We start from the raw sequence: 25,324 nt of genomic DNA on the forward strand, positions 1-25,324 counted from the left end.
CATCGATCAATAGGTAAATCCAGCCCGCTCGGGCTGAGCCTGCCACCAAGCCGCCAATGCTTTACCACGCCGAGCGGTTAGCCAAACCGCCCGGTAATGTAATCCTCAGTCTGCTTCATCTTCGGCGTGGTAAAGATCTGGTCGGTCTTGCCGTACTCAATCAATTCCCCCATGAACATGAACGCGGTGTTGTCCGACACCCGTGCGGCCTGCTGCATGTTGTGGGTCACGATGATCACCGTGTACTGCGTCTTCAATTCCGTAATCAATTGCTCGATGCGCCCGGTGGAAATGGGGTCGAGCGCTGAGGTCGGCTCGTCCAGCAGCAACACTTGCGGGCGCAGCGCGATGGTGCGTGCGATGCACAGTCGCTGTTGCTGGCCACCGGAGAGGCTCTGTGCGCTCTGGTTGAGTTTGTCTTTCACCTCATCCCACAGGGCGCCGCCGCGCAGGGCTTGCTCGACGCGATCGTTCATTTCGCGGCGGGAAAGTTTTTCGTGGTGGCGCACGGCGTAGGCGATGTTGTCGTAGATCGACATCGGAAACGGCACCGGCTTTTGGAACACCATGCCCACGTGGCTGCGCAGGCGATTCATCGAGTAGCCGGGAGCGAGGATGTTTTCGCCGTTGAGCAGCACTTCGCCACGGGCTTCCTGCTTGGGGTACATCGAGTAGATGCGGTTGAACACGCGCAGCAAGGTGGATTTGCCACAGCCTGAAGGGCCGATGATGGCGGTGATGCGTTTTTCCGGGATATCAATGTCGATGGCGTTCAGCGAGCGCTGGTTGTTGTAGAAAAACTCCAACCCGCGCACCTGGATTTTGGTTTTTTCGTGAGCAATGCCGGTGGCGTCCATCAGTGAGACCTATTGCGTAAAAGGATCAGGCGGGATGTCAGGCTCAGCACCAGCACGAACAGCGTCAGCACCAGTGCACCCGCCCAGGCGAGCGCGTGCCAGTCATCGAACGGGCTCATGGCGTACTGGAAAATAACCACGGGTACGCTGGCAATCGGCTTGAGCAGGTTGCTGCTCCAGAACTGATTGCCGAAGGCGGTGAACAGCAAGGGCGCGGTTTCCCCGGTAATCCGCGCCAGGGCGAGCAGGATGCCGGTGACGACGCCGGCCTTGGCCGCTCTCAACACAATCTGCAGCGTCAGCTTCCATTGCGGTACACCCAATGCCAAGGCTGCTTCGCGCATGGTCGAAGGTTGCAGCTGGAGCATTTCATCGGTGGTGCGCACCACTACCGGGATCACCAATAACGCCAGGGCCAGGGCGCCGGCGATGGCGGAAAACCCGACCTGATGGTTGGTCAGCAGGTTCAGCGGCAGGATGACGCCGGTATAGATAAACAGGCCCAGCACAATCGACGGCGCCGACAGCAGGATGTCGTTGATAAACCGCACCGTGGTGCCCAGACGCGAGTGGCGGGCGAACTCCGCCAGCCAAATTCCCGCCATCAGCCCGATGGGCGTGCCGATCAACAGCGCGATGCCGGACATCAGCGCGCTGCCGTAAAAGGCATTGGCCAGTCCGCCTTCGGTACCGGGTGGCGGAGTCATCTGGGTAAACAGGCGCAGGTTGAGCGCCTGAAACCCATTGATGAGGGTGGTCAGCAGTATCCACGCCAGCCACAGCAAGCCAAAGGCGGTGGCGCCGCAACTGAAGAACATGGCCACGGCGTTTTTAAGCGCGCGTTTGCGGTACAGGCGTTCGTGAGTGTTCATAACCCTTCCTTACGCGACAGGCGCATCAGCATCAGGCGCGCCAGTGCCAGCACCACGAATGTCACGATAAACAGCAAGAAGCCCAAGGCGATCAGCGCGGAGCGATGCAGGTCGGTGTAGGCCTCGCTGAATTCGTTGGCGATGACCGAGGCAATCGAGCTGCTGGGCATCAACAGGGACGCGGAAAACTGTTGCGCGTTACCCAGTACGAAGGTCACGGCCATGGTCTCGCCAAGGGCGCGGCCCAAGCCGAGAAAAATCCCGCCTACGACGGCCGAGCGGGTGTAGGGCAAGACGATGTCCCACACCACTTCCCAGGTAGTGCTGCCAAGCGCGTAGGCCGATTCTTTCAACGGCGTGGGCACACTACGAAACACCTCATGCATCACCGAGGTGATAAACGGCATGATCATCACCGCCAGCACGATGCCAGCAGTGAGCATGCCAATTCCCAACGGCGGGCCCTGGAACAGCGAGCCAACAAAGGGCAGGGCACCCAGGTAGTCATTGATCAAGGGCGAGAGGTGTTCGGCCATGAACGGCCCGAATACGAACAGGCCCCACATGCCATAGATGATCGAGGGGATACCGGCGAGCAGCTCAATGGCCGACGCGACCGGCATCTTCAGCCAGGGTGGCGCGACTTCGGTGAGAAAAATCGCAATGCCGAAACTCACCGGCACCGCGATCAGCAAGGCCAGAAACGAGGTGACCAAGGTGCCGTAAATCGGCACCACAGCACCAAAGTGGTTGTTCACCGCATCCCATTCGGTGCTGGTGATAAAGCTCCAACCAAAGGTCTTGAACGCCAGGCCGCCGCCCCACAGGGTCGAGGCCGCAATGGCACCCAGCAGCGCCAACACCAGCATGGCTGCGCCGAACATCGAGCGTTTGAACCACAAGTCGTGGCGTTGATCGCGGGTGGCACGACGGTCGCCCGCGGTGTCGCCTGCGTGAGTAGTCATAACCAGCGGGTGGACGGTGTCGTTCATATCAGATGTGCTCACCGCCTCCCGCAATCAATGAGGAAGGCGGTTGTAGGGCGAATCAGTTGGCGAAGTCAGACTTCCAGTAACCTTCGATGCGCGACACCAGGGAGTCCGGCAGGGCTACGTAGTCCAGCGCTGCTGCCTGTTGTTGGCCTTTTTCCAGCGACCATTTGAAGAAGCTGAACGCTGCCTGGCTTTGCTCGGCATTCTTGGGCTGCTTGTACATGATGATCCAGGTGGTCGCCGTGATCGGCCACGCGCCTTCGCCTGGGGCATTGGTCATGATCAGGTTGAAGTCTTTGGCATTGGCCCAGTCGGCGGTGTCCGCGGCTGCCTGGAAGGCCTTGGCGTCAGGTTTGACGAATTTGCCCGACGCATTCTTCAACTGGGTGTAGGTCATCTTGTTCTGCAGCGCGTAGGCGTATTCCACAAAGCCGATAGAGTTCTTGATCTGCTTCACGTAGGCCGAAACGCCTTCGTTGCCTTTGCCGCCCACACCCACCGGCCACGGCACAGTGGTGCCGAAACCGATCTTGGTTTTCCAGCTGTCACTGACTTTGGCCAGGTAGTTGGTGAAGTTGTACGAGGTGCCCGAACCGTCGGAGCGGTGCACCACGGTGATGTTTGCCACCGGCAGGTTCAAGCCAGGGTTGAGCGCGGCGATGGCCGGGTCGTTCCAGGCCTTGATGTCACCGAGAAAGATCTTCGCCAGCACGTCGCCGTCGAGCTTCAACTGGCCCGGCGCAATACCTTCGACGTTCATCACCGGCACGATGCCGCCGATCACGCTGGGGAACTGGCCCAGGCCGCCGGCCTTGAGCTCGTCGGCCGACAGCGGGGCGTCGGAGGCGCCGAAGTCCACGGTGGCGGCCTTGATTTGGGCAATACCGCCTCCGGAGCCGATCGACTGATAGTTGATGCGGTTGCTGGAGTTCTTGCTGTAGTCCTGCGACCACTTGGACAGCACCGGGTAGACGAAGCTGGAACCGGCGCCGGTAACGTCAGTGGCGTGGGCCACGCCGCTCAGGCACAGGGCGGCGAACAGAACAGACAGACTTTTTTTAGTCGGCAACATCACGACAACACCTCAAGGGAAGGGGTAAGTGGATAGGTCCACCTGTCTAGGACGTGACGATTTAATTCCTGAGATATGTCTGTTTAATGACGGTTTGGCTTTATGAAGAAACATTTAGAAATGTTTGCGCCGATGAGCGCGGGCTTGCCCACGTCCACCGCCGCCGTGCTGCTTAGTTGATGCTTTGGTCGACCCCCGCCTGCAGCACCTGGTTGTCACTGTGCCCGCCCACCCGCAGCGGCCCAACGTTGAAGGCTTGATCCTTACGCGTGGCGTCGTCCTGTTTTTGGGTCAATTCATCCTTGGCCCCCAACGCCAGGTTGACCGGTGATTTGGACAGGTTCAGCCCCACATCCGCGCGGTAGTCGCTGCCAGCCAGCGTCGTTGCCGTCACCTTGGAACCGCCCAAGTCGACCTTGCCATTGTCCGCACTGATCCGCGCGCCCGTGAGGCGAGTTTCACCACTCACCTGCAGGTTGACGGCCTGGGTACCGCGCAGGCCCGACGCTTGAGTGACGCTGTCTTTCACCCCATGGCTGACGTCCAGCTTCAATGTCGGGGTGTAGGACGTGTTGCCGCTTTTGTCGCCAAACAGCACGCCTTCTGCCGTATCGGCCACCGCACTGCCGGTGGTGTTCTTGCCGCTGACGGCGTAGCTGTCAGTGGTTTTTGGCCAGACCTTGTCCTTGAGGTCGGACAGCCGAGTGCCCACGGCCTCCTTTTTGTCCGCCAGGTAAGCCTTGGCTTTGTCCACGCCTGTACCGAAGGCGCCACGCGGCTCGGGGTTCACGTCGTAGCTGCCGCTGCGGGTGAGTTTTTCGCCGAGGCGCTCCTTGGCGTTGCCGACGCTGTTGACCACGCTGTCCTTGGCCGAAGCCAGGTGCTCGGTGCCTGTGTCCACGGCGTTTTCGAGCTTTTCACGGTGCTTGTCGAACGCGCCCTCGGCCTTGGCTTGCACCTTGTCCTTGAGCGGGCCGCTGGCCTTGGCCAGTTTGCTGACCACGCCGGGCTGGTTTTTTTCGGCATCCAGCTTGGCGTCGACGTTGACCTGGGTGCTGCTGACTTGATCCTTGCGGCTCTCGACAACGAGGTTGCCGCCGACGTTGCCACTGACGTGCTGCGCTTCAATCCGCGCGCCAGCCAGGTGCGTATCACCGGCACTGTTGATGACAACGTTATCTGCCTTGATCAGGCTGTTCTGCTGGGTGGTGCCCTGCAGGCGATCCACGTCGACCTTGGCCCGCGCATTGATGGCGTGCTGGGTCTTGGGTGTGTCGTGCTCACCGGCGTCGGCCAGGGTGGTTTTGCCGCCGCTGCCGCCTGCGCCCAGGGTCACGCCCCAGGTGTTATGCGCCTGGGGCGATTGCGCCGATTCTTGCAGGATGCCGCCGTTCTGCGCCTCCAGATTGACGCTGTCAGCCACCACCTGGGTGCCTTGCAAGTGGATGGCATCCGCCGTGGCGGCGCCGCTGGTGAGGCTCACGTTGCCGTTGCTGTGCAACTGGCCGACGCTAACGCCTTGGTCGTTTTCCGCGCCTTTGCCGATGTTGAAGTTGGCGCTCAAGCTGCCAGTCGTGCCGCTGCTTTCGGCGCTGCTGGTCTTGCCGGCCCCCAGCGTCAGGCCGCCGCCCAGGTTGCTGGTGCTGCTCACGTGAGTAGCGGTGGCCGCCTGCAGGTTCAGCTTGCCGCCGGCGTTGAGGCTGATGTCACCGGTCTTCGCGGTGCTGCTGCCGACCTGAGTGCCTTGCAAAGTCATGTCGCCACCGCTGCTGAGCTGGACCGGGCCGTTGCCCTGCAGCGTCGCGACGCGCGCCTGACTGTCGTGGGCGTCCAGGCGCTTGTTGTCCAGTTGCACACCGGCACCGAGGTTGATGTTCGTACCGTTGCTGCCCGGTGCCGTGCCCACGGTCAATGAACCGCTGCCACGCAGGCTGTTATCGGTGTTGTTCTGGGTATCGTTGGCCTGGTTCAGCGCCAATTCGCCACCGGCCTTGAGGTTGACGCCGGCCTGGCCGCCGTTGAGCTGGCTGCCTGCATAACGCGCGTCGTCCTTGGTTTGGATGTTCACACCCTGGGCTCCGGCATAGCTGCCAACCACCGCCGTGCTGCCGGACTCGCGTACATCGCTGCTGCCGCCCGCGCCGCTGCCGCGAATGTTCAAGTCTTCACCGGTGCTGGTGTAGACCCGCACGCCGGCCTTGGCGTCCACGCCTTGCTCGCTGCTGCTGTGGGTGTTGGCGGCCGCCGTGGCGAAGTGCTCGCCGGCGTTGATCTTCAGCCCGCCCTCGCTGGCGCGGTACTGCGTGCCTTGATCCTTCAGAGTGTTGGCGACATTGACCTGCACCGTGCCACCACTGAACTGGCTGACCACGGCAGTGCTGTCCTGCTGCGTGCGGACCTTGTTGGCATGGCCGACTTCCACATCCAGCCCGACATTCGGTTGCTCGAAGGCATCCAGCAGGCCGGGCTGATGGAATTTGGCCTGGGCCACGCCTTCGACGGCTTTTTCGATTGGCCGGGTGATGCCTTTGTATTCCACATTGGCACCGACGTCGGCGGTCCAACCGTTCTGCTTGTGGGTACTGGTCTGGGTGTTATGCGCCGCCTGGTTATCGACCTGGGCCGCATTGACCTGCAACGCGGAACCCGCCTTCACCTGCGCGCCCTGGCTGGTAAGGGTGTTGCCGGCGTTGATCGTCAGCGTGCCGGCCGACGTCACGCGGCTGGTTTGCGCTGTGGTTTCGTCACGGGTGTCATGGCTGCTCTGATGGCTGAACTGCGCACCACTGCCGGCTCGGTCCAGGCCGCCGGTGTAGTACACGCCGCCGGCAGTGGTGGCCGCGTCGGTTTGATTGCGGGTGCTGTCATCGGTCGCCAGCAATTCAACGTTTTTACCCCTCACGCTCGCATCGCCTGCTGTGGCTTTAAGGTCGGAGCCTTTGATGCTCACCTCGCCACCTGCCGTCACGGCCAGGCTGGCGCCGCTGAGGCTGGAGGCCTGCTGCTTCGTGGTAGCGGTTTTGCTGGTGTGCTGCTGGTCTGCATAGTTCACGCCCGCCCGGTATTGACGGCTGCCGTCGGCGGTTTCCTTGGCGTAGCCATCAAAGCCCCGCGTGTGAGTGCTGGTGGTGGTGTGGGAGGTGTTTTCAGCCGAAGCGACTTTGATGTCACCCTTGGCATCCGCTTGCAGTTCGCCTGCCGCAGAAACCTTGGCGCCGCTGACGCTGATGTCCTTGGCGCTGTGCAGTGTGAGGTTGCTGTCCGAGCGCAGGTCGCTGGCGACCACGGTGCTGTCCTTGAGGTTCTTGCGACTTTCATCCTTGCTGATGCCGAAGAACTTACTGTCGTTGCTGTGGCTGTTGTCGTGGGACGTGTCTTGCACGCCGTCGATCACCAGCGAGCCGTTGTCGCTGATCACGCTGGCCTGTTGGCCGCCGCGCGCCTGGCTGCCGCTGATGCGCACCTCGTCGGCTTGGACGATCAGCTTGCCGTCGGCGTTGACCTTGCTGCCGGTGTTCAGGGTCTTGCCCTTGTCGCCGTCGCCGTTCTTGCCGAAGAAACTGCCGCCAGTCAGGTCACCGGAGTAAGCGTTGTCGCGGCTGCTCTGGGTGCGGCTGGCGCTGGTGATGTCCACTTGGCGGGCGGCCAATTGAATATCGCCCGCCGATTTCAACTCGGCGCCCTGCAGCTGCAATGTTTGCTGGCTGGTCAGCGCCAGCGTCTTGCCGGCCTTGAGGCTGCTGGTGACGCTGCGCTGTTCGCTGCTGGAGTTGTCCCAGTTGGCTTTCCACAGGTGCTTGCGATGGTTGCCCTGGTCGCGGGTTTCATGGGTTTGGGTGGCGGCACTCAATTGCAGGTCGGCGCCGCTGTTGACGCGCAGGGCTTGGCCCGCTTCGACGGTGCTGGCCTTGATCTCGGTGTTGGCGCCAGACGACAGCGCGGCGTTTTGCTGCGCGACGACGCTGTTGCCGTGCTGGCGCGAGTCCTTGTCGGTGGTGGTGCGCTCGTAGGTTTCGTAGGTGAACAGGAAGTTGCTGTTGTTCCACTGTTCACGCTTCTCTTGCAGCGTGCGGCTTTCCAGCGTGCTGAGCGTCAGGTTGCGGCCGGCGTCGAGCTTGACGTTGCGCCCGCTGACGTCAGCGGCAGCCAGGCTCAAGTCCTTGGCGCTGTGCACGTCGACATCGCCCTGGCGACTGTGCACGCCGGCGCGGGTGGCGGCGAGGCTGTCGGCGTGGACCTGGCCGCTGATACCGAGGTCGCCGGCCGAGCTGACCTTCACCCCGTCGCGGCCTTCGAGTTGCACAGCGCCCACCCGCACGCCGGCACCTTCGGCGGTGCTGATGATGTTGATGCGGCCAGCCTGCATGGCCCCAAATAGACGAGCGTCGATGCGCTGGTCCTGGGTTTTGCTCGCCGGGTCGACCTGGCGCACCTGGCCGCTGGCATAGTCAACCTGATTGCGCCCCACCGTGAGGTTCAATTGGTCACGCGCGCTGAGGCGCCCGTCGCTGTCGATGCGCGGCGCGATCAGGTTGATCGAACCCGCGCCGTTTTGCAGGCCCTGGCCTTGCACCGTCAGTTGGCCGCTGGCATCGCGCGTGTTCAAACCTTGCAGCTTGCCGTCGTTGAGTTCAGGCCGGCCCACCACCAGGTTGGCATTCGGCGTGTTGATGAAACTGCCGCCGTTGACGGAAATCCCGTTGGGGTTGGCCAGCACGTAATCGGCGGCGCGGCCAAAAATCTCCTGGGCGCCGTTGATGGCCGAGGCGTTGCGGCTCACCACTTCGTTAAGGATCACGCTCGCCGCCTGGCCCTGGAACTGCGGGTTGGCCGCCAACTGCCCGGCGAGTTGCGATTGGCCGGCCTGCAAGGCGTTGTTCAACACCACGCCCTGGCGATCGACGTTGTAGTCCAGGAACTGGTTGTGGGACAGGCCACCGGCGTTCGGCGCGACGATGTTGACGATGGGCACGCCGCCCTGGTTTTGCAGCTGCGGGGTACCGCCAGGCCCTTGGACGACGCTCAAGCCACCGGCCAGCACCAGCTGCGGCAGCAGGAACAGGCTGGCGATGGCCCAGCGCAGTTTGCCCTGAGGGGAAAGGTGAAACGTATGGGTGTCAGTCGGCATAAATATATTCGCTCTGTGTTGGCTGATCCGCGACGTGCGTTGTTCGTTGCAACGCTGCTGAGGGGGTCAGGTACGGCGGTTGACTCAGGCTAAAAACCGGTGGTTGCTCATATTTGCAGGCTCAAGCGCGTCAGCCAGACCTCCGGCTCCTGGCCAAACCCTGTGGGGGTGTTGAGGTTGCGTTGGTAATCGAGGTCCAGTTGCACGTTCTTCCAGCTGAGGTTGAGCCCGGCACTGGCCCCGCTCAGGCGTTGGCCCGGTGCGCCGTGTTCGCGCTTGACCCAGCCGTTGTCCAGGCCCAGGCGTGGCGTGATTTTTATCGGCAGGTCGCTGTTCAGCGGCAGGCGCAAGGTGTTGCGCCACACCGCGCCGATGGCCCCGGATGCACTGTTGTCGCGGTAGCCGCGCACCGCCGAGTCGTCGGTGCCCAGCAATTGTTCGATGGCGGGCAACGTATCCGGGCTGTATTGCGCCGAGAGTTGGCTCTGCCATTGCCACGCTTGGCCCTGCCATTGGCCGTTGCGCCATTGGGTGAGGTTGGCGCGGTACTTGTGGAATTGCGCCTGGGGCAGGTTGTTCTGCGTGTGGTCAGCATCGCGATCGGCGCCGAACCAGGTCAGGCCCTGGGCGTAATTGACATCGAGGTTCCACACCGCGCTGTTGAGCCAGAACAGATTCACGCCAGCCTCGGCCACAGTCAGCGTCGGGCTCTGGATGCCCAGGCGAACCTTTTGCAGGTAGCTGTCGACGTCCTTATAGGCCAGTTGCAGGTTGGCGCTGAGTTGATGGCTTTGGTCGCGCCACAGCACGCGGTCGGTGCGCAAGCTGACCTGATCGGTGCGGCCACTGTTGTAAAACGTGGCGCGGCTGAGCTTATACGGCGAGCGGTATTCGGTGTGGCTGGCGAACAGGCTGTAGGTCCAATAACCATAAGGAATCGAATAAAACAGGCTGTTGCTGCGGCTGTAGCGCGGGCCGTGGTTGAGGGTGTCGCTGAAGCTCAGGTTGAGCGCATCGTTAAGCTGCAGCGGGCTGTCCAGGCTCAGGCTGATGGCGTTGCGATCACGCCCGGTGCCGGCGCTGCCAAGGTTATCCACGCCCAGCCCCAGACCCCAGCGTGAGGCGCTGCTGCGCGAGCGCAGGATAATGCGCGAGGCGCCCGGCGCACTGCCAGGGGCGATGTCGGCAGTGAGGTCGACCGAGCGCAGACGGTTGAGCTGGTCCAGGCCTTGCTCCAGGTCGCGCAGGTTCAGCGGCTTGCCGAGCATCCCCGCAAACGCGCCGCCTAACGACACCGGCAGGCTTTGGTCGGCCAGCTCGATGGCTTCCAGGTAGCCTTCTTCGACGTGAATATCCAGCGGCTGACCGGCAACGGGCGTGCTGACGAGGTACGGACGGCTGGCGATATAACCGGCTTCGACATACAGCCGGGTGATCTCGGCCAGCAGGCGATTGATCTGGATAACGCCCATGCAGGGCGCAACATAGGGGTCGATGTGCTTGCTCAGCTCAGCCTTGCTGAACAGCGTGACACCGACCAGGTGTGTACCGCTCAACGGCCAGCAACGCTGGTCCCTGGTGATGTCCGCAGGCAGGGCTGGCGTGGCCGGTTGCGTACCGAAACTGCCTCGTTGCATCTGCCGTTGGCGCTGCTCCAGTTGTAATTGCTGCAGGTCGCGCTGCTGTTGCTGCTGCAGGCGCAACGCTTCCTGACCTGGCTGCGGCGCATCGGCGGCGGCAGCCGGCAGCGCGCACAGGCAGAGCAGGGCAATACCCAGTCCGCGCAGATAACACCGGCGTTCGGTTGAGGGCTGACTCGGCACTCGACATCCTTAACGTAGAAATACTGACAAACGGCCGCTGAGCCAAACCTTGGACTCAGAGGACTTGCCGCACTTGAGTCATCATTAAACGGTTTGTTACATCGGCTGTAGGATTTATTACGTAAAACGTGAGGAATGCCGCGTTATTCAGTAAAAAAATGCACAAAGGTGGTGCGAGCGCGGGGCATGGGCGTGGGTTGGGGGTTGGTTTTACGGGTTTTGGTGGCAGTGCCAGGGCGCGGGTCGGTTTTTGATTGTTGCAGAGAAACTGCTTAATCGAAGTGTTTATAGACGGGGCGGGTGCGGCCCCGTCTCAGGCTTAGCTTTGTGCGGTGAGGTTCAAGCGACTCTTGACGACTTTCTGCAGCAGCACGGCCAGTGCTTCGGTGGAGTAGGGCTTTTGCAACAGCACAAAACGCTGGGCTTCTTCCTGGGCGATACGTGCGTATTCGTCGTTGTAACCCGTGGTGAGCACCACCGGCAGCCACGGGTAGAGGGCTTCGAGCGCATCGAGCAATTCCAGTCCGCTCATGCCCGGCATGGAAATGTCGGAGAACACCACCTGGAAGCTTTCGGGGTTCGGCGCGAGGGCCTCGAGCGCACTGTTGGCGTCCGCGACCCAAAGCACTTTGAAACCCATTTGCTCCAGGGTCTGCGAGGTGTAGAGGCCGACGTCGGGGTTGTCCTCAACCATCAGCACGCACAGGTCCGTGGCGATGGGGACGTCGTAACTGTCCTGGATGACGGGCATCAAGCCGGCCTCGACCTTGGGCAGGTACAACATAAACTGGCTGCCTTTGCCGCATTCGCTTCGCACCAGGATTTCACCGCCCGACTGCTTGGCAAAGCCGTACACCTGCGACAACCCCAGCCCGGTGCCCTGGCCAATGCCCTTGGTGGTGTAGAAGGGTTCGAAGATGGCGTCGAGCTTTTCCGGAGGAATGCCCGAACCGGTGTCGCTCAACTCAATGGTCACGTATTCGGCGACTCGCACCGGATGGGCGCGCACTGAAGGCAGCCACGTAGCGGTTGCCACCCGGATCGCCAATTGGCCATTGCCGGCCATGGCATCCCGGGCATTGACCACCATATTCACCAGGGCAGTGTCGAATTGGCTTTCATCGGCGTTGATAAAGCAGGGTTCCTGCGGCACCTCGATGGTGACCTTGACGCGTGAGCCGGTCAGGCTGTCCATCATTTCGCCCACGCGCAGTACGCTGTTGCCGACGTTGAAAACCTCCGGACGCAGCGCCTGGCGGCGCGCGAAGGTCAGCAGTTGGGCGGTCAGACGCGCGGCGCGGTCCACGGTGCTGGCAATGGCTTCCACGTACTTGATGCGCCGCTCTTCGCTCAAAGAAGGCGTCTTGAGCAAGTCAGCGCAAGACTTGATGACCGTCAGCAGGTTATTGAAATCGTGTGCGACGCCGCCGGTGAGTTGGCCGATCGCTTCAAGCTTCTGCGATTGACGCAGGGCGTCTTCCGACAAGCGCAGGGCTTCCTTGGCTTCTTCTTCGGCCTGGATATCCCGGCCCACCGCGTGGATGTAGTCGCTGTCGGGCACGGCGGTCCAGGCGATCATGCGGTAGCTGCCATCCTGGTGGCGGTAACGGTTCTTGAAGTTGGGAAAATTCTTGCCGTCCCCCAGGCGGCTGACCGCCGAGGAGGAGACCGCGAGGTCTTCCGGGTGCACCAGGGCCAGCAGCTGGCTGCCCACCAAATCATGTTCGGTGTGGCCGAGCATGCGTGTCCAGGCCGGGTTCACCGCAGAGATGACGCCGTCGAGCTGGGCGACCAGCATCAGGTCCGGCGACAGGCGCCAGATACGATCGCGATCGCGCGTGCGCTCCATCACCCTTTGCTCAAGGGATTCGTTGAGTGTGCGCAGGGACTCTTCGGCTTCACGCAGGGCGGTGATATCACGCGAGACACACAGGATCTGTTCCGGCCGGCCGTCGCTGTCGAGGATCGGGCTGACCTGCACATGCCACCATTTCAGGTTGCCGGCCAACGTCTCGGCAGGGCCGATGAAACTTGCGCTTTCGCCATTTTTGGCGGCCTCTACGGCAGCCTTGGCATCCGTGTTTCCCTTGGCCTGCCAGAAGTCGGGCCAGGGGCAGCCGCGGATCGCGTTGAAGTCACTGACTTCCATGATTTTCATGCCGCCTTCGCTCATGAAGGTGAGGCGGGCATCGAGGTCCAGAACCTTGATGCAATCGTTGATGCTGGCCAGAACGCGCTCGGTAAACGCTTCGCTTCTGCCCAAGCCGGTGGCGGCCAGCTCGCTTGGCTCTGAGCCGATCCCGACAGTGGTATTCATTTGAGTTTGGCCGAATGGGTTAAATGGGCCTTATCATGTCATTACGATATCTATCCCACCAGCGACTTCCGCACGTACGGTGCTGACTGGCGCCGGCAAAGCGTTGGGGTTGACGCTCAGGCGTCGGGTACTCGCGACGCGTCAGCCAGACACCCTCAATGCAATCGCGCGCACCCCGTGCCCGCGTGTGACTGGGTTCAGCTTTCAAGGGCGGACCGCCCTGGCGTGAAGGGCAGATAAAACCGGGCGGTCACGATCAGGTTCAAAGGTCATAAAAAGACGCTTAAAAACAAGCAAAGTCTTTGAAAAATCTAGAATTGTCCGACAATCCCGTGCATGAAAAACTCTTCATAAACGCCGCGCTCGAACGTTGGTAGTTTTCCCGGCGCTGACCAATTATTCGAGTCCTAATAATGAATAACAAAACTCTTAAAGGCGCCCTGGCGCTTTGCGTTTCGCTTGCCTCTACACAACTGCTGGCCGGTGGCTTCGCCCTCAATGAACAAAGCATCAGTTCAATGGGCACCGGTTACGCCGGGCGTTCTTCCTCGGCCGACGACGCCAGCACGGTGTTTGGCAACCCGGCCGGCATGTCGCGCCTCAAGCACAATGAAGTCAGCATCGGGGCGACCTACCTGGATGCCAAAACCAATATCAAGGACGCCAGCTCCAGCCAGGGCGGCGTCGATAATCCCGGCACCAACAAGGGCGACATGGTCCCCGGCATTGCCGTGCCGATGGGTTACCTGGTCACGCCGATCGATGAGCACTGGGCGTTCGGCCTGGGGATCTACGCACCGTTTGGCCTGGTGACCGACTATGAACACAGCTTCCAGGGCAATGGCTTTGGGAATAAGAGCAAGATTCAAGTCCTCACCGTGCAGCCGACCGTCAGCTACGCGTTCAACGACAAGGTGTCGGTAGGTTTCGGCCCGACCTTCAACAAAATCAGCGGCGAGCTTGACTCCAAGGTACCGGCGTTCGGGCTGGGGACGGAAACGGCCAAGATCAAGGGCGACGACACCGCGATGGGCTTTAACGCCGGTATCCTGGTGCAGGCGCTGGACAGTACCCGCGTCGGCCTCACCTACCATTCGCAAGTGGTGTATCACTTGAGTGGCCATACCGACGCCTCGGGCGTGCTCTCCGACCTGTTGGATGGCGGGGCACAGAAGTACGACGCCAAGCTGAATGTGACCACGCCTTCTTCCGTGGACTTTTCCGTCACTCACCAGCTGACCGATGCCTTGACCCTTTACGTGGGCAGCACCTATACCCGCTGGAGCCAGTTGAAGAAGATCACGGTGAACAATTCCGGCGTGTCCGACCTGACGGCTGAGCTGGCAGGCCTGGATTCCATCACCGAGCAGGAGCACTGGCACGACACGTGGTCCCATGCGATCGGCCTTTCGTATCAGCTCAACAAACAACTGGTGCTGCGCACCGGCTTCTCGGTGGACCAGACGCCGACCAACAACACCGACCGTTCCGTACGTATTCCTACAGGCGACCGTACCGTGTTTAGCCTCGGTGCCGGCTGGACGCCAGTGGATAACCTGACCTTTGACGTGGCCTATTCCTACCTGAAGGAAGAACCGATCAAGATTCGCGACAACAACCCTCAGTTGGCACTGACCTACGATGCCAAGTATGAGAACAGCGCCAATGGTTTCGGGGGCTCGGTGACTTACCGCTTCTGATCGATGCAATCCGGCGAAGAGCCAGTTTTTTGGCATGGCTCTTTGCCTTCCATTTTGGTTTCAGCGCTGTTAATCCCGGCGTGTCTTGGTTAGATTGAACGCTACTCAGCTTTTAAGACACGGACTGTCATGACTACGCTAACGCCTGTTGTAGCGACTAATCCCCTTGTGGTTCGGGCTGCGACCAGCACGCCGCCGGCCACCTTGGCGAACACCCTCGATGTCTCACCGACGCGGCCTTCTTCAGTGGTCAGCCTTGGCAATCCGGCAGCCGATGTCGTCGATACCTATTCTCGAAACGGCTTGTTGCCCGGCCAGGAAAGCGTGCGGACCTGGGAAAACAACAGCGATGATTCGATCACCTGGGTCATCAACTCCGGCTTCCACTCGGTCACTACGGCCAGCCGCTACAGTGGGCTGGGCGCTGCGTTGGTGGACCAATTCACCAAAGGTGGCGGTGCCGCTATTTCCCAGTCGCTGCTCAACACCACCGCTGACCGCGCCGGCGACACCGATGCAATCAAGGCGGACCAGACGCTGCTGCACAGCAAGGCCGACAACCAGGTCAGCCTCAGCATCAAGACTGCCAGCGGCAAGACGGTGACGTTCAGCCTGTCCAGCCAGAAAGATGGCCTGGGCGTACAGGCCACTGTAGAAGGCGGGGAGTTGACCGCCGATGAACTCAAGGCCGTCGGCCAGTTGGGCAGCGCATTCCAGGCCTCGGTCGACGGGCTGACCGCCGTGCCGCCGAAACTCGACTTGAGCAAGCTGACTCAGTTCGACGCCAAGCTGCTGTCGTCGGTGGACCTCAATGCCAAGGTGAAGGCCTCGAACGGTGAGGACATTACTCTGGCCTTTCATGCCGACAGCGAGAGCCGTACCACGCGCATGAGTGGCCCGGCGGGTCAGATTGACCTCACGGTGGACCTGAGAAACGCGGCGATCCTCGGCAATGCCAAGCAGCAGGCCAAGGCGCTGCAAACCTACCTAGCGCAGTTCGACCGCGTCGAGCAGCGCGGCAGTGCCAACGCGGACCTGATGGCCATGTTCAAGGACGCGTTTAGCGCCATGAACAGCAACTATCCGCCCGGGGCTGGCGCTGCGAACCCGCTGACTCATAACCCGACCGACAAAGGCTTGCTGACGGGCCTGGCTGACTTCAAGGCCTCGATCAAACAGGCGGCGGGCGCGCCCAATTCGATGCGTCGGTCGGAAGTTGAGGGCTTTTCCTACAGCGTGTCGCAGAAGACCCAGGTCAATGGCCGCAGCATGGGCGACCGCAGCGTCACCCAGAACCAGCAATCGCTGCTGTCGGCCAGCTTCCATAAAGGCCTCGACGGTGGCAAACCGCCGGTTTTTGACGGCTCTCGCGAATCGCAGAATTACCTGTATGTGCAAGTGCAGGACAAGGCCAGCAGCACCGCAACCTTCGCCTATAAAGACGGCCGACTGACGAATGCGTCCGTTACCCAATCGGCTTCCCAGAACACCCACACGCAGAAGTACGTGATGGGCAACCGGGTGCAAGACAGCGTGGTGCCAAAGGAAGCCTCAACCAGGCGCGACTACCTGGCGCTGCTTGAGCACGCCGCCCAGGCGAGCAAAAAGTACAAGGATGCCTTGGAGCAGTCACCCTTGAAGGATGCCTTGGCCAACATGCATGACTCGATCCTGTTGCAGAACGATCCGGATGTGCTGATGCGCTGACGTTCGGCGTGGTCAAAGCGGGAAGGCCCAGTCATGAGCCTTCCCGTTTTTTTGCCCGACCAGCGCGCCTGCGCAGGCCAGATTAGGCTTTTGAATCGATTCGATATTCTGTAGCCTTGCGCAGCTTCACCCGTGCTTGATGAACACAATCACTTCGTCCGGCGGCGCCCGAAAGGCTCCAGAGCCGGTGGTACACTCGACTTTCGCGCAACTGCGCCTGCAGGTCTTGCGAACATGACGCAAATTTCCGAACGCCTACTGGTTCAAGCTCACCTCGACGCCAAGCAGCCCAAGGCGCTCAGCGCCGAAGAAGAGGCAAGCCTGCGTACCGCCATCGCCGCCGAGCTCAAGGCTCAGGACGCGGTGCTGGTCGCCCACTTCTACTGCGACCCGGTGATTCAGGCCCTGGCCGAAGAAACCGGCGGCTGTGTCTCCGACTCCCTGGAAATGGCCCGCTTCGGCGCAGCCCACCCGGCCAAGACCGTACTGGTCGCCGGTGTGCGTTTCATGGGCGAGACCGCCAAAATTCTTACGCCCGAAAAACGCATCCTCATGCCCACCCTGGAAGCCACCTGCTCCCTGGATCTTGGCTGCCCGGTGGAGGAATTTTCGGCGTTCTGCGATCAGCATCCCGAGCGCACGGTGGTGGTGTATGCCAACACCTCGGCGGCGGTGAAGGCGCGGGCCGATTGGGTCGTTACCTCAAGCTGCGCACTGGAAATCGTCGAAAGCCTGATGGACAACGGCGAGACGATTATCTGGGGGCCGGACAAGCACCTGGGCACCTACATTCAGCGCCAGACCGGCGCAGACATGCTGCTGTGGGACGGCGCGTGCATCGTCCACGAAGAGTTCAAGTCCAAGCAGCTCGAGGACATGAAGGCGCTGTACCCGGATGCCGCGATTCTGGTGCACCCGGAGTCGCCGACGTCGGTGATTGAATTGGCCGATGCCGTGGGTTCCACCAGCCAATTGATTGCAGCGGCCCAGCGCCTGCCGAACAAGACGTTTATCGTCGCGACCGACCGCGGCATTTTCTACAAGATGCAGCAGCTGTGCCCGGACAAGGTCTTCATCGAGGCACCGACTGCCGGCAACGGCGCGGCCTGCCGCAGTTGCGCGCATTGTCCATGGATGGCGATGAATACACTGGAACGCACGCTGCAGTGCCTGCGCGAGGGCAGCAACGAGATCTTCGTCGAGCCGTCGGTGATTCCGCACGCGGTGCGGCCGTTAAAGCGCATGCTGGACTTCACCCAGGCGGCGCGCCTCAAGCTTGCCGGCAACGCTTAATTTAATTGTAAACACGGTCAAAATGTGGGAGCTGGCTTGCCTGCTATAGCATCACCCTGGTCTGCCTGATAGACCGAGGTGCTGCATCGCAGGCAAGCCAGCTCCCACAGTTGTTTTGTGTAGTTTGGAATTACTTTTTCTGCTTCGGAATCCGCACCAGCTGCGTATCCGAATAGATGTCATGCCAGCTGCGTTTTTGCTTATCAAACAGCGACCAGATAAAACCCAGCCCAACGCACAACCACGACGCAATCGACACCACAAACCGCAACAGCGCTTGCCACAGGCTGATCCGCGAGCCGTCGGCGTTCTGCACGCGCACGCCCCACACCTGCATGCCCAGGGTCTGGCCGGAATAGGTCCAGAACTTGGCGAAAAAACCAAATAACACAAAAAACAGAATCGTCGACAGCAACGGGTCTCCGTCCAGCGCGCCGGACTCGGTGAGTGCGCGCATCTTCGCCTCGCCGATAAAGGCCATCCACACCAGCTTGTAGATAAACGCCGTGACGATCAGCAAGGCAGTGCACAGGAGAAAGTCATAAAACATCGCTGCCAGGCGACGGCCCAGGCCAACGGCGGGAAACTCGCCTTGGGGGCTCAGCAGGGGTTTGGACATGGCAGTCTCTCTAGAGGAAAAAGCCATTTTACGAGCAAACGCTTATAAAAAAGCCCCTGATGTCACCATCAGGGGCTTTTTGTCGCAGCAAGGATCAGCCTTCTGCTTGTACTTCGTCAGCCTGCATGCCTTTCTGGCCTTGCACGGCGACGAACGTCACTTTCTGGCCTTCTTTGAGGCTCTTGAAGCCGTTGCCCTGAATAGCGCGGAAGTGCACGAACAGATCCGGACCGCTTTCTGGAGTGATAAAACCAAACCCTTTCTCGTCGTTAAACCACTTGACGGTACCGCTCTGACGATCAGCCATTTTCTTATTTCCTTGACGCAAAAAAATTAATGACAGCCCCTTTCACATGAAAGAGTACTGGGCTGAGTTGCAGGAAAGTAAGAGACGTCGAACGGGTTGTAGCAAACTTTGGCTACTGCCCAGGTCCAGGTTCAAAGCGACCCATGCAAACACAGTGGGCAAACTCTACGCCAACTAACAGAGAAAAAACAAGCCCCGCCAAAAGCCCAGCGTTTGCTTGGCTTCGTGACTGTTTGATGGGTAATGTGGATCCCACTTATTCGATAGAGTTGATCACTTGTTATAGGTTGTCCGCTATTACATTGACTATCGTCAATGCACTGTTTTATGGCGGTTGCGTTACACTTTAGTGCACGTTAACGCAACCGCGTTACTTATAGGAACAGTCAATCAGCCACGGAAGTAACGTTGTGGCACGAATGGCATTTTACTTACACGTAATGGCACCTTTTTCCCACGTACCAACGCAGACACTTCGGTGTCCAGTGCAATGAATGCGCTGTCCAGGTAACCCATGGCCAGCGGGCCGCCCAAGGTCGGGCCAAAGCCGCCGCTGCACACGCTGCCGATCACGGTGCCCTGCGCATCGACGATCTCGGCACCTTCACGCACCGGGGTACGTTCCTGTGGCAACAGGCCGACCCGCTTGCGGCTCACACCGGCTTGTTGCTGGGTGAAAATGCGGTCGGCGCCAGGGAAGCCACCGGCACGCGCGCCATCGGCACGGCGAGCCTTGGAGATGGCCCACAACAGGCTGGCCTCAATCGGCGTGGTGTCGGTGTTCATGTCGTGGCCGTAGAGGCACAGACCGGCTTCCAGGCGCAGCGAGTCACGGGCGCCCAGGCCGATGGCCTGCACTTCGGTCTCGGCCAGCAGGCTGCGCGCCAGGCTCTCGGCGTTGGCGGCGGGCACGGAGATTTCAAACCCGTCTTCGCCGGTGTAGCCGGAACGGCTGACATAGCAGTCCACACCCAGCAGGCGCAGGGTGGCGAACTGCATGAAAGTCATCTTGGTCACTTCCGGCGCCAGGCGCGCCAGTACCTTCACCGCCGCCGGGCCTTGCAGGGCCAGCAGGGCGCGCTCTTCAAACAGCGGCTCGATCGTGCACTGCTCGCCAATGTGTTGGCGCAGGTGCGCCAGGTCCTGGTCCTTGCAAGCGGCGTTGACCACCAGGAACAGTTCGTCGTTACCCAGGTTGGCCACCATCAGGTCGTCAAGAATGCCGCCCTGATCGTTGGTGAACATCGCGTAGCGCTGCATGCCCATCGGCAGGTCGATGATGTCGACAGGCACGAGGGTTTCCAGGGCCTTGGCGGCATTCGCGCCGGTCAGGCGGATCTGGCCCATGTGCGACACGTCAAACAACCCGGCCTGTTCACGGGTGTGCAGGTGTTCCTTCATCACGCCCAGTGGGTATTGCACCGGCATGTCGTAGCCGGCGAAGGGCACCATGCGCGCGCCCAGCTCAAGGTGCAGCGCATGCAGTGGAGTTTTCAACAGGGTTTGGGTGGACATATTCAGCTCCTGAAAAACGTGCGGACGCGCTGTTAGGCGTCAGCACTCGATAATGTTGACCGCCAAACCGCCACGGGCGGTTTCCTTGTATTTGCTTTTCATGTCGGCGCCGGTCTGGCGCATGGTGCGGATGACTTTATCCAGCGAGACGAAATGCTGCCCGTCACCGCGCAAGGCCATGCGCACCGCATTGATCGCCTTGACCGAGCCCATCGCATTGCGCTCGATGCACGGCACCTGCACCAACCCGCCAATCGGGTCGCAGGTCAGGCCGAGGTTGTGTTCCATGCCGATCTCGGCGGCGTTCTCCACTTGAGACACGCTGCCGCCCAGCACTTCACACAGTGCGCCGGCTGCCATCGAACAGGCCACGCCGACCTCGCCCTGGCAGCCGACTTCGGCGCCAGAGATCGAGGCGTTTTCCTTGTACAAAATCCCGATGGCGGCGGCGGTGAGCAGAAAGCGCACCACGCCGTCTTCATTGGCGCCGGGGATAAAGCGCATGTAGTAATGCAAAACCGCCGGCACAATCCCGGCCGCGCCGTTGGTGGGCGCCGTGACCACGCGGCCGCCGTTGGCGTTTTCTTCGTTGACCGCCAGCGCGTACAGGTTGACCCAGTCGAGCACCGACAACGGGTCGCGCAGCGCCGACTCGGGGTTCTTGCACAGCTGTCGATGCAACGCGGCAGCGCGGCGCTTGACCTTCAAACCGCCGGGCAAGATGCCTTCATTGCGACAACCCGCATCCACACAGTCCTGCATGACCTGCCAGATGTTCAGCAAGCCAGCGCGGGTTTCCGCTTCCGGGCGCCAGGCACTTTCATTGGTCAGCATCACCTGGCTGATCGACAGCCCATAGGTGGCGCAATGCCCAAGCAAGTCCTTGGCGTGTTTGAAGGGGAAGGTCAGCGGCGTGGTGTCTTCGACAATCCGGTCGGCGCCGGCCGCGTCTTCGTCCACCACGAACCCGCCACCGACCGAGTAGTACTCGCGGCTGCGGATCTGGATGCCGGCGGCGTCGAAGGCCCGAAAAATCATGCCGTTGGGATGGTAGGCGAGGGGTTTGCGAATCATCGCCAAATGTTCTTTCTCGTTGAACGCAATGCTGTGTTCACCGAGCAGGTTCAAGCGGCCGTCGCTGCGCATCTGCGCCAGGCGTGCAGCCACGGTTTCAGTGTTCACGGTGTCCGGGTGTTCGCCTTCCAGGCCCAGCAACACGGCCTTGTCGCTGCCATGGCCTTTGCCGGTGGCGCCCAGCGAGCCATAGAGTTCCACCTTGATGCCGGTGGTGGCGCTCAACAGGTTGTCGCGCTTGAGGCCCTCGACGAAGCGGGCGGCGGCGCGCATCGGGCCAACGGTGTGGGAACTGGAGGGGCCGATGCCAATCTTGAACAGGTCGAACACGCTAAGGGACATGGTTGTTCTCCGGTTTCTTATTATTTTTTGAAGACTGGCTCGGTTCAAATGTGGGAGCGGGCTTGCTCGCGAATGCGTTGGTTCAGTCACCAGATGTATCAACTGGTACACCGCATTCGCGAGCAAGCCCGCTCCCACATTTTTGACCGTGTTCCTCCAGTCAGATCAGGCGTAGCTTTCGATCGACGGGCACGCACACACCAGATTGCGGTCGCCAAACACGTTGTCGACCCGGCCAACCGGCGGCCAGTACTTGCCCTCAATCAACGACGCAACCGGGTACACCGCTTGTTCACGGCTGTACGGGTGGCTCCATTCGCCGACGATTTCAGCGGCAGTGTGCGGCGCGTTTTTCAGCGGGTTGTCGTCCTTGTCCAGCGTGCCGTTTTCCACCGCGCGGATTTCTTCGCGGATGGCAATCATCGCGTCACAGAAGCGGTCCAGTTCTTCCTTGGATTCACTTTCGGTCGGCTCGATCATCAACGTGCCGGCCACCGGGAACGACATGGTCGGCGCATGGAAACCAAAATCGATCAGGCGCTTGGCCACGTCGTCCACGCTGATACCGCTGCTGTCTTTCAACGGGCGCAGGTCCAGGATGCACTCGTGCGCCACCAGGCCATTACTGCCGGTGTAGAGCACCGGATAGTGCTCTTCGAGACGACGGGAAATGTAGTTGGCATTCAGGATCGCCAGTTGGGACGCGCGCTTGAGGCCCGCGCCGCCCATCATGCTGATGTACATCCAGGTGATCGGCAGGATGCTCGCGCTGCCAAATGGCGCCGCGCACACCGCGCCTTCCTTGCGTTCCATGGCCGCGTGGCCAGGCAGGAACGGGGTCAGGTGCGATTTGACGCCAATCGGGCCAACACCCGGGCCGCCACCGCCGTGCGGGATGCAGAAGGTTTTGTGCAGGTTCAGGTGGGACACGTCGCCGCCGAACTTGCCCGGTGCGCACAGGCCGACCATGGCGTTCATGTTGGCGCCGTCGATGTACACCTGGCCGCCGTTGTCGTGAATGATCGCGCAGATTTCGCGGATGCCTTCTTCGAACACGCCGTGGGTGGACGGGTAGGTGATCATCAGCGCGGCGAGGTGCTCGCGGTGCTCGATGGCCTTGGCGCGCAGGTCTTCGATGTCGACGTTACCGCGTGCATCGCAGGCGGTCACGACCACGCGCATACCGGCCATGTTGGCGGTCGCGGGGTTGGTGCCGTGGGCCGACGACGGGATCAGGCAGATGTCGCGGCGCGCTTCGCCACGGCTCTGGTGATAGGCACGAATCGCCAGCAGGCCGGCGTACTCGCCCTGGGAACCGGCGTTCGGCTGCAGCGAGATGGCGTCGTAACCGGTGGCCGCGCACAGCATGGCTTCCAGCTCGGACGTCAGTTGCAGGTAGCCAGCGCTTTGCTCGGCCGGGGCGAAGGGGTGCAGGGCACCGAACTCGGCCCAGGTCACCGGGATCATTTCGCTGGCGGCGTTGAGCTTCATGGTGCACGAGCCCAGCGGGATCATGGTGCGGTCCAGCGCCAGGTCCTTGTCGGCCAGCTTGCGCAGGTAGCGCATCAGCTCGGTTTCGGAGTGATAACGGTTGAACACCGGGTGGCTGAGGATCGGCGACTGGCGCAGCAGCGCGGCCGGCAGGGTGCTTTGAACGTTGGCGTCGAATTCCGGCAGGGCTTTGCCGTCCGCGAAGATCGACCACAAGGCTTCGATATCCGCCTGGGTGGTGGTTTCGTCAACCGACAGGCCCAGGCGCTCAGCATCCACCACACGCAGGTTGATGCGCTGGGCGCGCGCCTTGTCGTGCAGGGCCGCGGTGTTGGCGCCGGTGTTGAGGGTCAGGGTGTCGAAGAAGTGTGTTTGCTCAACCTTCAGGCCCAGCGCGCTCAGGCCTTTGGCGAGAATCGCGGTCAGGTGATGAATGCGGTTGGCGATCTGGGTCAGACCTTTGGGGCCGTGGTACACGGCGTACATGCTGGCGATGTTGGCGAGCAGCACTTGCGCGGTACAGATGTTGCTCGTGGCCTTCTCGCGGCGGATATGTTGCTCGCGGGTCTGCATGGCCAGGCGCAGGGCCGGCTTGCCGAAACGGTCAACGGAAACGCCGACCAGACGGCCCGGCATGTCGCGCTTGAACGCATCCTTGGTGGAGAAATACGCCGCGTGCGGGCCACCAAAGCCCAGCGGCACGCCGAAGCGTTGCGCGCTGCCGATGGCCACGTCGGCGCCGAACTCACCCGGCGGGGTCAGCAGGGTCAGGGCCAGCAGGTCGGCGGCGACCGCGACCAGGGCATTGGCAGCGTGGAAACGTTCGGTCAGTTCACGGTAATCAAACACGTCACCGTTGCTGGCCGGGTATTGCAGCAGGGCGCCGAAGAATGCGCTGACGTCGGTCAGTTCACGCTCGTCGCCCACGACCACGTCGATACCCAGCGGCTCGGCACGGGTGCGCAGCACGTCGAGGGTTTGCGGGTGGCTGTGGATCGAGGCGAAGAAGGCGTTGCTGCCCTTGTTCTTGCTCAGGCGCTTGCAGAAGGTCATGGCTTCGGCGGCGGCGGTGGCTTCGTCGAGCAAGGACGCGTTGGCGATCGGCAGGCCGGTGAGGTCGCTGATCAGGGTCTGGAAGTTCAGCAGCGCTTCCAGGCGGCCTTGGGAAATCTCGGGTTGGTACGGGGTGTAGGCGGTGTACCAGGCCGGGTTTTCCAGCAGGTTGCGCAGGATCGGCGACGGCGTGTGGCAGTTGTAGTAGCCCTGGCCGATGTAGGTCTTGAACAGTTGGTTCTGGCTGGCGATGGCCTTGATCTTGGCCAGGGCCTGAGCTTCGCTCAAGCCGTCTTCCAGGCCGAGCACGCTGGTGCCCTTGATGCTTTCCGGGATCACGCTGGCGCTCAGAGCTTCGAGAGAGTCAAAGCCCAGCTTTGCGAGCATTTGCTGCTCGTCTTCCTGGCGTGGGCCGATATGACGGGCGATGAATTCGTTGGCGGTGCTGAGATTGATCGTCATGGCGCGCTCCTCAGGCTTGGGCGTTGGCTTTGATCAGGCGGTCGTACGCATCCTGATCCAACAGCTTAGCCACTGCGTCGGCATCGGCGGGTTTAAAGCGGAAGAACCAGCCTTCGCCCATCGGGTCTTCGTTGACCAGTTCCGGGCTGTCGCTGAGTTTGTCGTTTACGTCGAGGACTTCGCCGTCCAGCGGCATGTACACGCCGCTCGCTGCCTTGACCGACTCAACGGTGGAGGCTTCTGCGCCCTTGGCGTAGGCCTGCAACTCCGGCAGTTGCACGAAAACCACATCACCCAGCGCATTTTGCGCGAAAGCGGTGATGCCCACGGTGACGCTGCCATCGGCTTCGGCGCGCAGCCATTCGTGATCTTCAGTGAAACGCAACTCGCTCATGGAAACTCCTCGGGGCCAGATTCGTCTGGTGGACGGGATTGGAATAATGAGGAGTTACTTAGCAATATCGCGGCCAATGTTATTAATTCATTATAAATCAACGGCTTAATAAAATCGGTGAGGAGTTGGAAAGATTGGCCTGTAGCGATTTCGCTACAGCTGGGCCGCTGAAAAAAAGCCTATGTGGATCAAAGCCTTGCATGGCGCGCAAAAAACAGGGTTGTAGCGATATCGTTACGCTGTAGCGCTTTCAGTACACTGGATGTCGTTCTCAGACCCAATTGGGTGAGTCATGCAATCCCTGTG

Annotated in this window: 16 protein-coding genes; 3 read left to right on the forward strand and 13 right to left on the reverse strand. The window is 61.2% G+C overall.

From position 1 onward, the window contains the following. Positions 1 to 77 precede the first annotated feature (77 nt). From pstB to AACW30_RS26980, 7 genes are all read right to left on the reverse strand, one after another. Positions 78 to 857, reverse strand: coding sequence for a phosphate ABC transporter ATP-binding protein PstB (pstB, locus tag AACW30_RS26950; RefSeq protein ID WP_106578391.1), 780 nt, complete (start codon positions 855 to 857; stop codon positions 78 to 80). Then, a complete protein-coding gene (gene pstA / locus AACW30_RS26955; protein WP_106578392.1) occupies positions 857 to 1,729 on the reverse strand; it encodes a phosphate ABC transporter permease PstA in 873 nt (290 codons plus the stop codon). Before pstA ends, pstB begins: the two co-directional genes overlap by 1 nt. Then, entirely contained in the window at positions 1,726 to 2,721 is a 996-nt protein-coding gene (gene pstC / locus AACW30_RS26960; protein ID WP_200623864.1) for a phosphate ABC transporter permease subunit PstC, read from the reverse strand. Before pstC ends, pstA begins: the two co-directional genes overlap by 4 nt. 55 nt (positions 2,722 to 2,776) lie before the next feature. After that, complete coding sequence (gene pstS / locus AACW30_RS26965; RefSeq protein WP_119737129.1) at positions 2,777 to 3,793, reverse strand: phosphate ABC transporter substrate-binding protein PstS; 1,017 nt, start codon at positions 3,791 to 3,793, stop codon at positions 2,777 to 2,779. A gap of 172 nt (positions 3,794 to 3,965) precedes the next feature. Next, positions 3,966 to 8,921: a hemagglutinin repeat-containing protein gene (locus AACW30_RS26970; RefSeq protein WP_200623865.1), complete on the reverse strand. Its 4,956-nt coding sequence runs from the start codon at positions 8,919 to 8,921 to the stop codon at positions 3,966 to 3,968. A gap of 107 nt (positions 8,922 to 9,028) precedes the next feature. Further along, on the reverse strand, positions 9,029 to 10,744 hold the full coding sequence (locus AACW30_RS26975; protein WP_200623866.1) for a ShlB/FhaC/HecB family hemolysin secretion/activation protein: 1,716 nt from the start codon (positions 10,742 to 10,744) through the stop codon (positions 9,029 to 9,031). 319 nt (positions 10,745 to 11,063) lie between these two features. Further along, on the reverse strand, positions 11,064 to 13,061 hold the full coding sequence (locus tag AACW30_RS26980; protein ID WP_234452525.1) for a hybrid sensor histidine kinase/response regulator: 1,998 nt from the start codon (positions 13,059 to 13,061) through the stop codon (positions 11,064 to 11,066). A gap of 413 nt (positions 13,062 to 13,474) precedes the next feature. Here AACW30_RS26980 and AACW30_RS26985 point away from each other — a divergent pair, with 413 nt between their 5' ends. From AACW30_RS26985 to nadA, 3 genes are all read left to right on the forward strand, one after another. Continuing rightward, positions 13,475 to 14,761 (forward strand): OmpP1/FadL family transporter, encoded by a 1,287-nt coding sequence (locus tag AACW30_RS26985; protein ID WP_200623867.1) that lies wholly within the window; start codon positions 13,475 to 13,477, stop codon positions 14,759 to 14,761. A gap of 129 nt (positions 14,762 to 14,890) precedes the next feature. Beyond that, on the forward strand, positions 14,891 to 16,468 hold the full coding sequence (locus AACW30_RS26990) for a lactate dehydrogenase (protein ID WP_234452526.1): 1,578 nt from the start codon (positions 14,891 to 14,893) through the stop codon (positions 16,466 to 16,468). Between the two features lie 234 nt (positions 16,469 to 16,702). Then, on the forward strand, positions 16,703 to 17,761 hold the full coding sequence (gene nadA / locus AACW30_RS26995) for a quinolinate synthase NadA (RefSeq protein WP_106578396.1): 1,059 nt from the start codon (positions 16,703 to 16,705) through the stop codon (positions 17,759 to 17,761). 130 nt (positions 17,762 to 17,891) lie between these two features. On the opposite strand, the gene AACW30_RS27000 is transcribed toward nadA, so the two are convergent. From AACW30_RS27000 to gcvH, 6 genes are all read right to left on the reverse strand, one after another. Continuing rightward, positions 17,892 to 18,380, reverse strand: coding sequence for an RDD family protein (locus tag AACW30_RS27000; protein WP_124418356.1), 489 nt, complete (start codon positions 18,378 to 18,380; stop codon positions 17,892 to 17,894). A 94-nt stretch (positions 18,381 to 18,474) separates the two neighbouring features. After that, the gene (locus tag AACW30_RS27005) at positions 18,475 to 18,687 is read right to left on the reverse strand and encodes a cold-shock protein (protein WP_014339904.1); all 213 of its coding nucleotides are present in this window, start codon (positions 18,685 to 18,687) and stop codon (positions 18,475 to 18,477) included. Positions 18,688 to 19,077: 390 nt separating this feature from the next. Then, the gene (gene gcvT / locus AACW30_RS27010; RefSeq protein WP_200623868.1) at positions 19,078 to 20,202 is read right to left on the reverse strand and encodes a glycine cleavage system aminomethyltransferase GcvT; all 1,125 of its coding nucleotides are present in this window, start codon (positions 20,200 to 20,202) and stop codon (positions 19,078 to 19,080) included. A 39-nt stretch (positions 20,203 to 20,241) separates the two neighbouring features. Beyond that, positions 20,242 to 21,618 carry an L-serine ammonia-lyase gene (locus AACW30_RS27015; RefSeq protein WP_106578399.1) on the reverse strand — a complete coding sequence of 459 codons (1,377 nt, stop codon included), beginning with the start codon at positions 21,616 to 21,618 and terminating at the stop codon, positions 20,242 to 20,244. Positions 21,619 to 21,783: 165 nt separating this feature from the next. After that, positions 21,784 to 24,624, reverse strand: a complete 2,841-nt coding sequence (gene gcvP, locus AACW30_RS27020) for an aminomethyl-transferring glycine dehydrogenase (protein WP_200623869.1) — start codon at positions 24,622 to 24,624, stop codon at positions 21,784 to 21,786. 10 nt (positions 24,625 to 24,634) lie between these two features. Beyond that, positions 24,635 to 25,018: a glycine cleavage system protein GcvH gene (gene gcvH / locus AACW30_RS27025; RefSeq protein WP_145165334.1), complete on the reverse strand. Its 384-nt coding sequence runs from the start codon at positions 25,016 to 25,018 to the stop codon at positions 24,635 to 24,637. Positions 25,019 to 25,324 lie beyond the last annotated feature (306 nt).

This window comes from Pseudomonas sp. MF6747 (genome assembly GCF_963890955.1).
GTDB lineage: Bacteria > Pseudomonadota > Gammaproteobacteria > Pseudomonadales > Pseudomonadaceae > Aquipseudomonas.

What these genes read in the sequence shown, in the direction of transcription:
- AACW30_RS27015 (WP_106578399.1), bottom strand. Translation starts at nt 21,618, where the DNA reads ATGTCCCTTAGCGTGTTCGACCTGTTCAAGATTGGCATCGGCCCCTCC.
- AACW30_RS26970 (WP_200623865.1), bottom strand. Translation starts at nt 8,921, where the DNA reads ATGCCGACTGACACCCATACGTTTCACCTTTCCCCTCAGGGCAAACTG.
- nadA (WP_106578396.1), top strand. Translation starts at nt 16,703, where the DNA reads ATGACGCAAATTTCCGAACGCCTACTGGTTCAAGCTCACCTCGACGCC.
- pstC (WP_200623864.1), bottom strand. Translation starts at nt 2,721, where the DNA reads ATGAACGACACCGTCCACCCGCTGGTTATGACTACTCACGCAGGCGAC.
- AACW30_RS27000 (WP_124418356.1), bottom strand. Translation starts at nt 18,380, where the DNA reads ATGTCCAAACCCCTGCTGAGCCCCCAAGGCGAGTTTCCCGCCGTTGGC.
- AACW30_RS27005 (WP_014339904.1), bottom strand. Translation starts at nt 18,687, where the DNA reads ATGGCTGATCGTCAGAGCGGTACCGTCAAGTGGTTTAACGACGAGAAA.
- gcvP (WP_200623869.1), bottom strand. Translation starts at nt 24,624, where the DNA reads ATGACGATCAATCTCAGCACCGCCAACGAATTCATCGCCCGTCATATC.
- pstA (WP_106578392.1), bottom strand. Translation starts at nt 1,729, where the DNA reads ATGAACACTCACGAACGCCTGTACCGCAAACGCGCGCTTAAAAACGCC.
- pstB (WP_106578391.1), bottom strand. Translation starts at nt 857, where the DNA reads ATGGACGCCACCGGCATTGCTCACGAAAAAACCAAAATCCAGGTGCGC.
- gcvT (WP_200623868.1), bottom strand. Translation starts at nt 20,202, where the DNA reads ATGTCCACCCAAACCCTGTTGAAAACTCCACTGCATGCGCTGCACCTT.
- gcvH (WP_145165334.1), bottom strand. Translation starts at nt 25,018, where the DNA reads ATGAGCGAGTTGCGTTTCACTGAAGATCACGAATGGCTGCGCGCCGAA.
- AACW30_RS26990 (WP_234452526.1), top strand. Translation starts at nt 14,891, where the DNA reads ATGACTACGCTAACGCCTGTTGTAGCGACTAATCCCCTTGTGGTTCGG.
- pstS (WP_119737129.1), bottom strand. Translation starts at nt 3,793, where the DNA reads ATGTTGCCGACTAAAAAAAGTCTGTCTGTTCTGTTCGCCGCCCTGTGC.
- AACW30_RS26985 (WP_200623867.1), top strand. Translation starts at nt 13,475, where the DNA reads ATGAATAACAAAACTCTTAAAGGCGCCCTGGCGCTTTGCGTTTCGCTT.
- AACW30_RS26980 (WP_234452525.1), bottom strand. Translation starts at nt 13,061, where the DNA reads ATGAATACCACTGTCGGGATCGGCTCAGAGCCAAGCGAGCTGGCCGCC.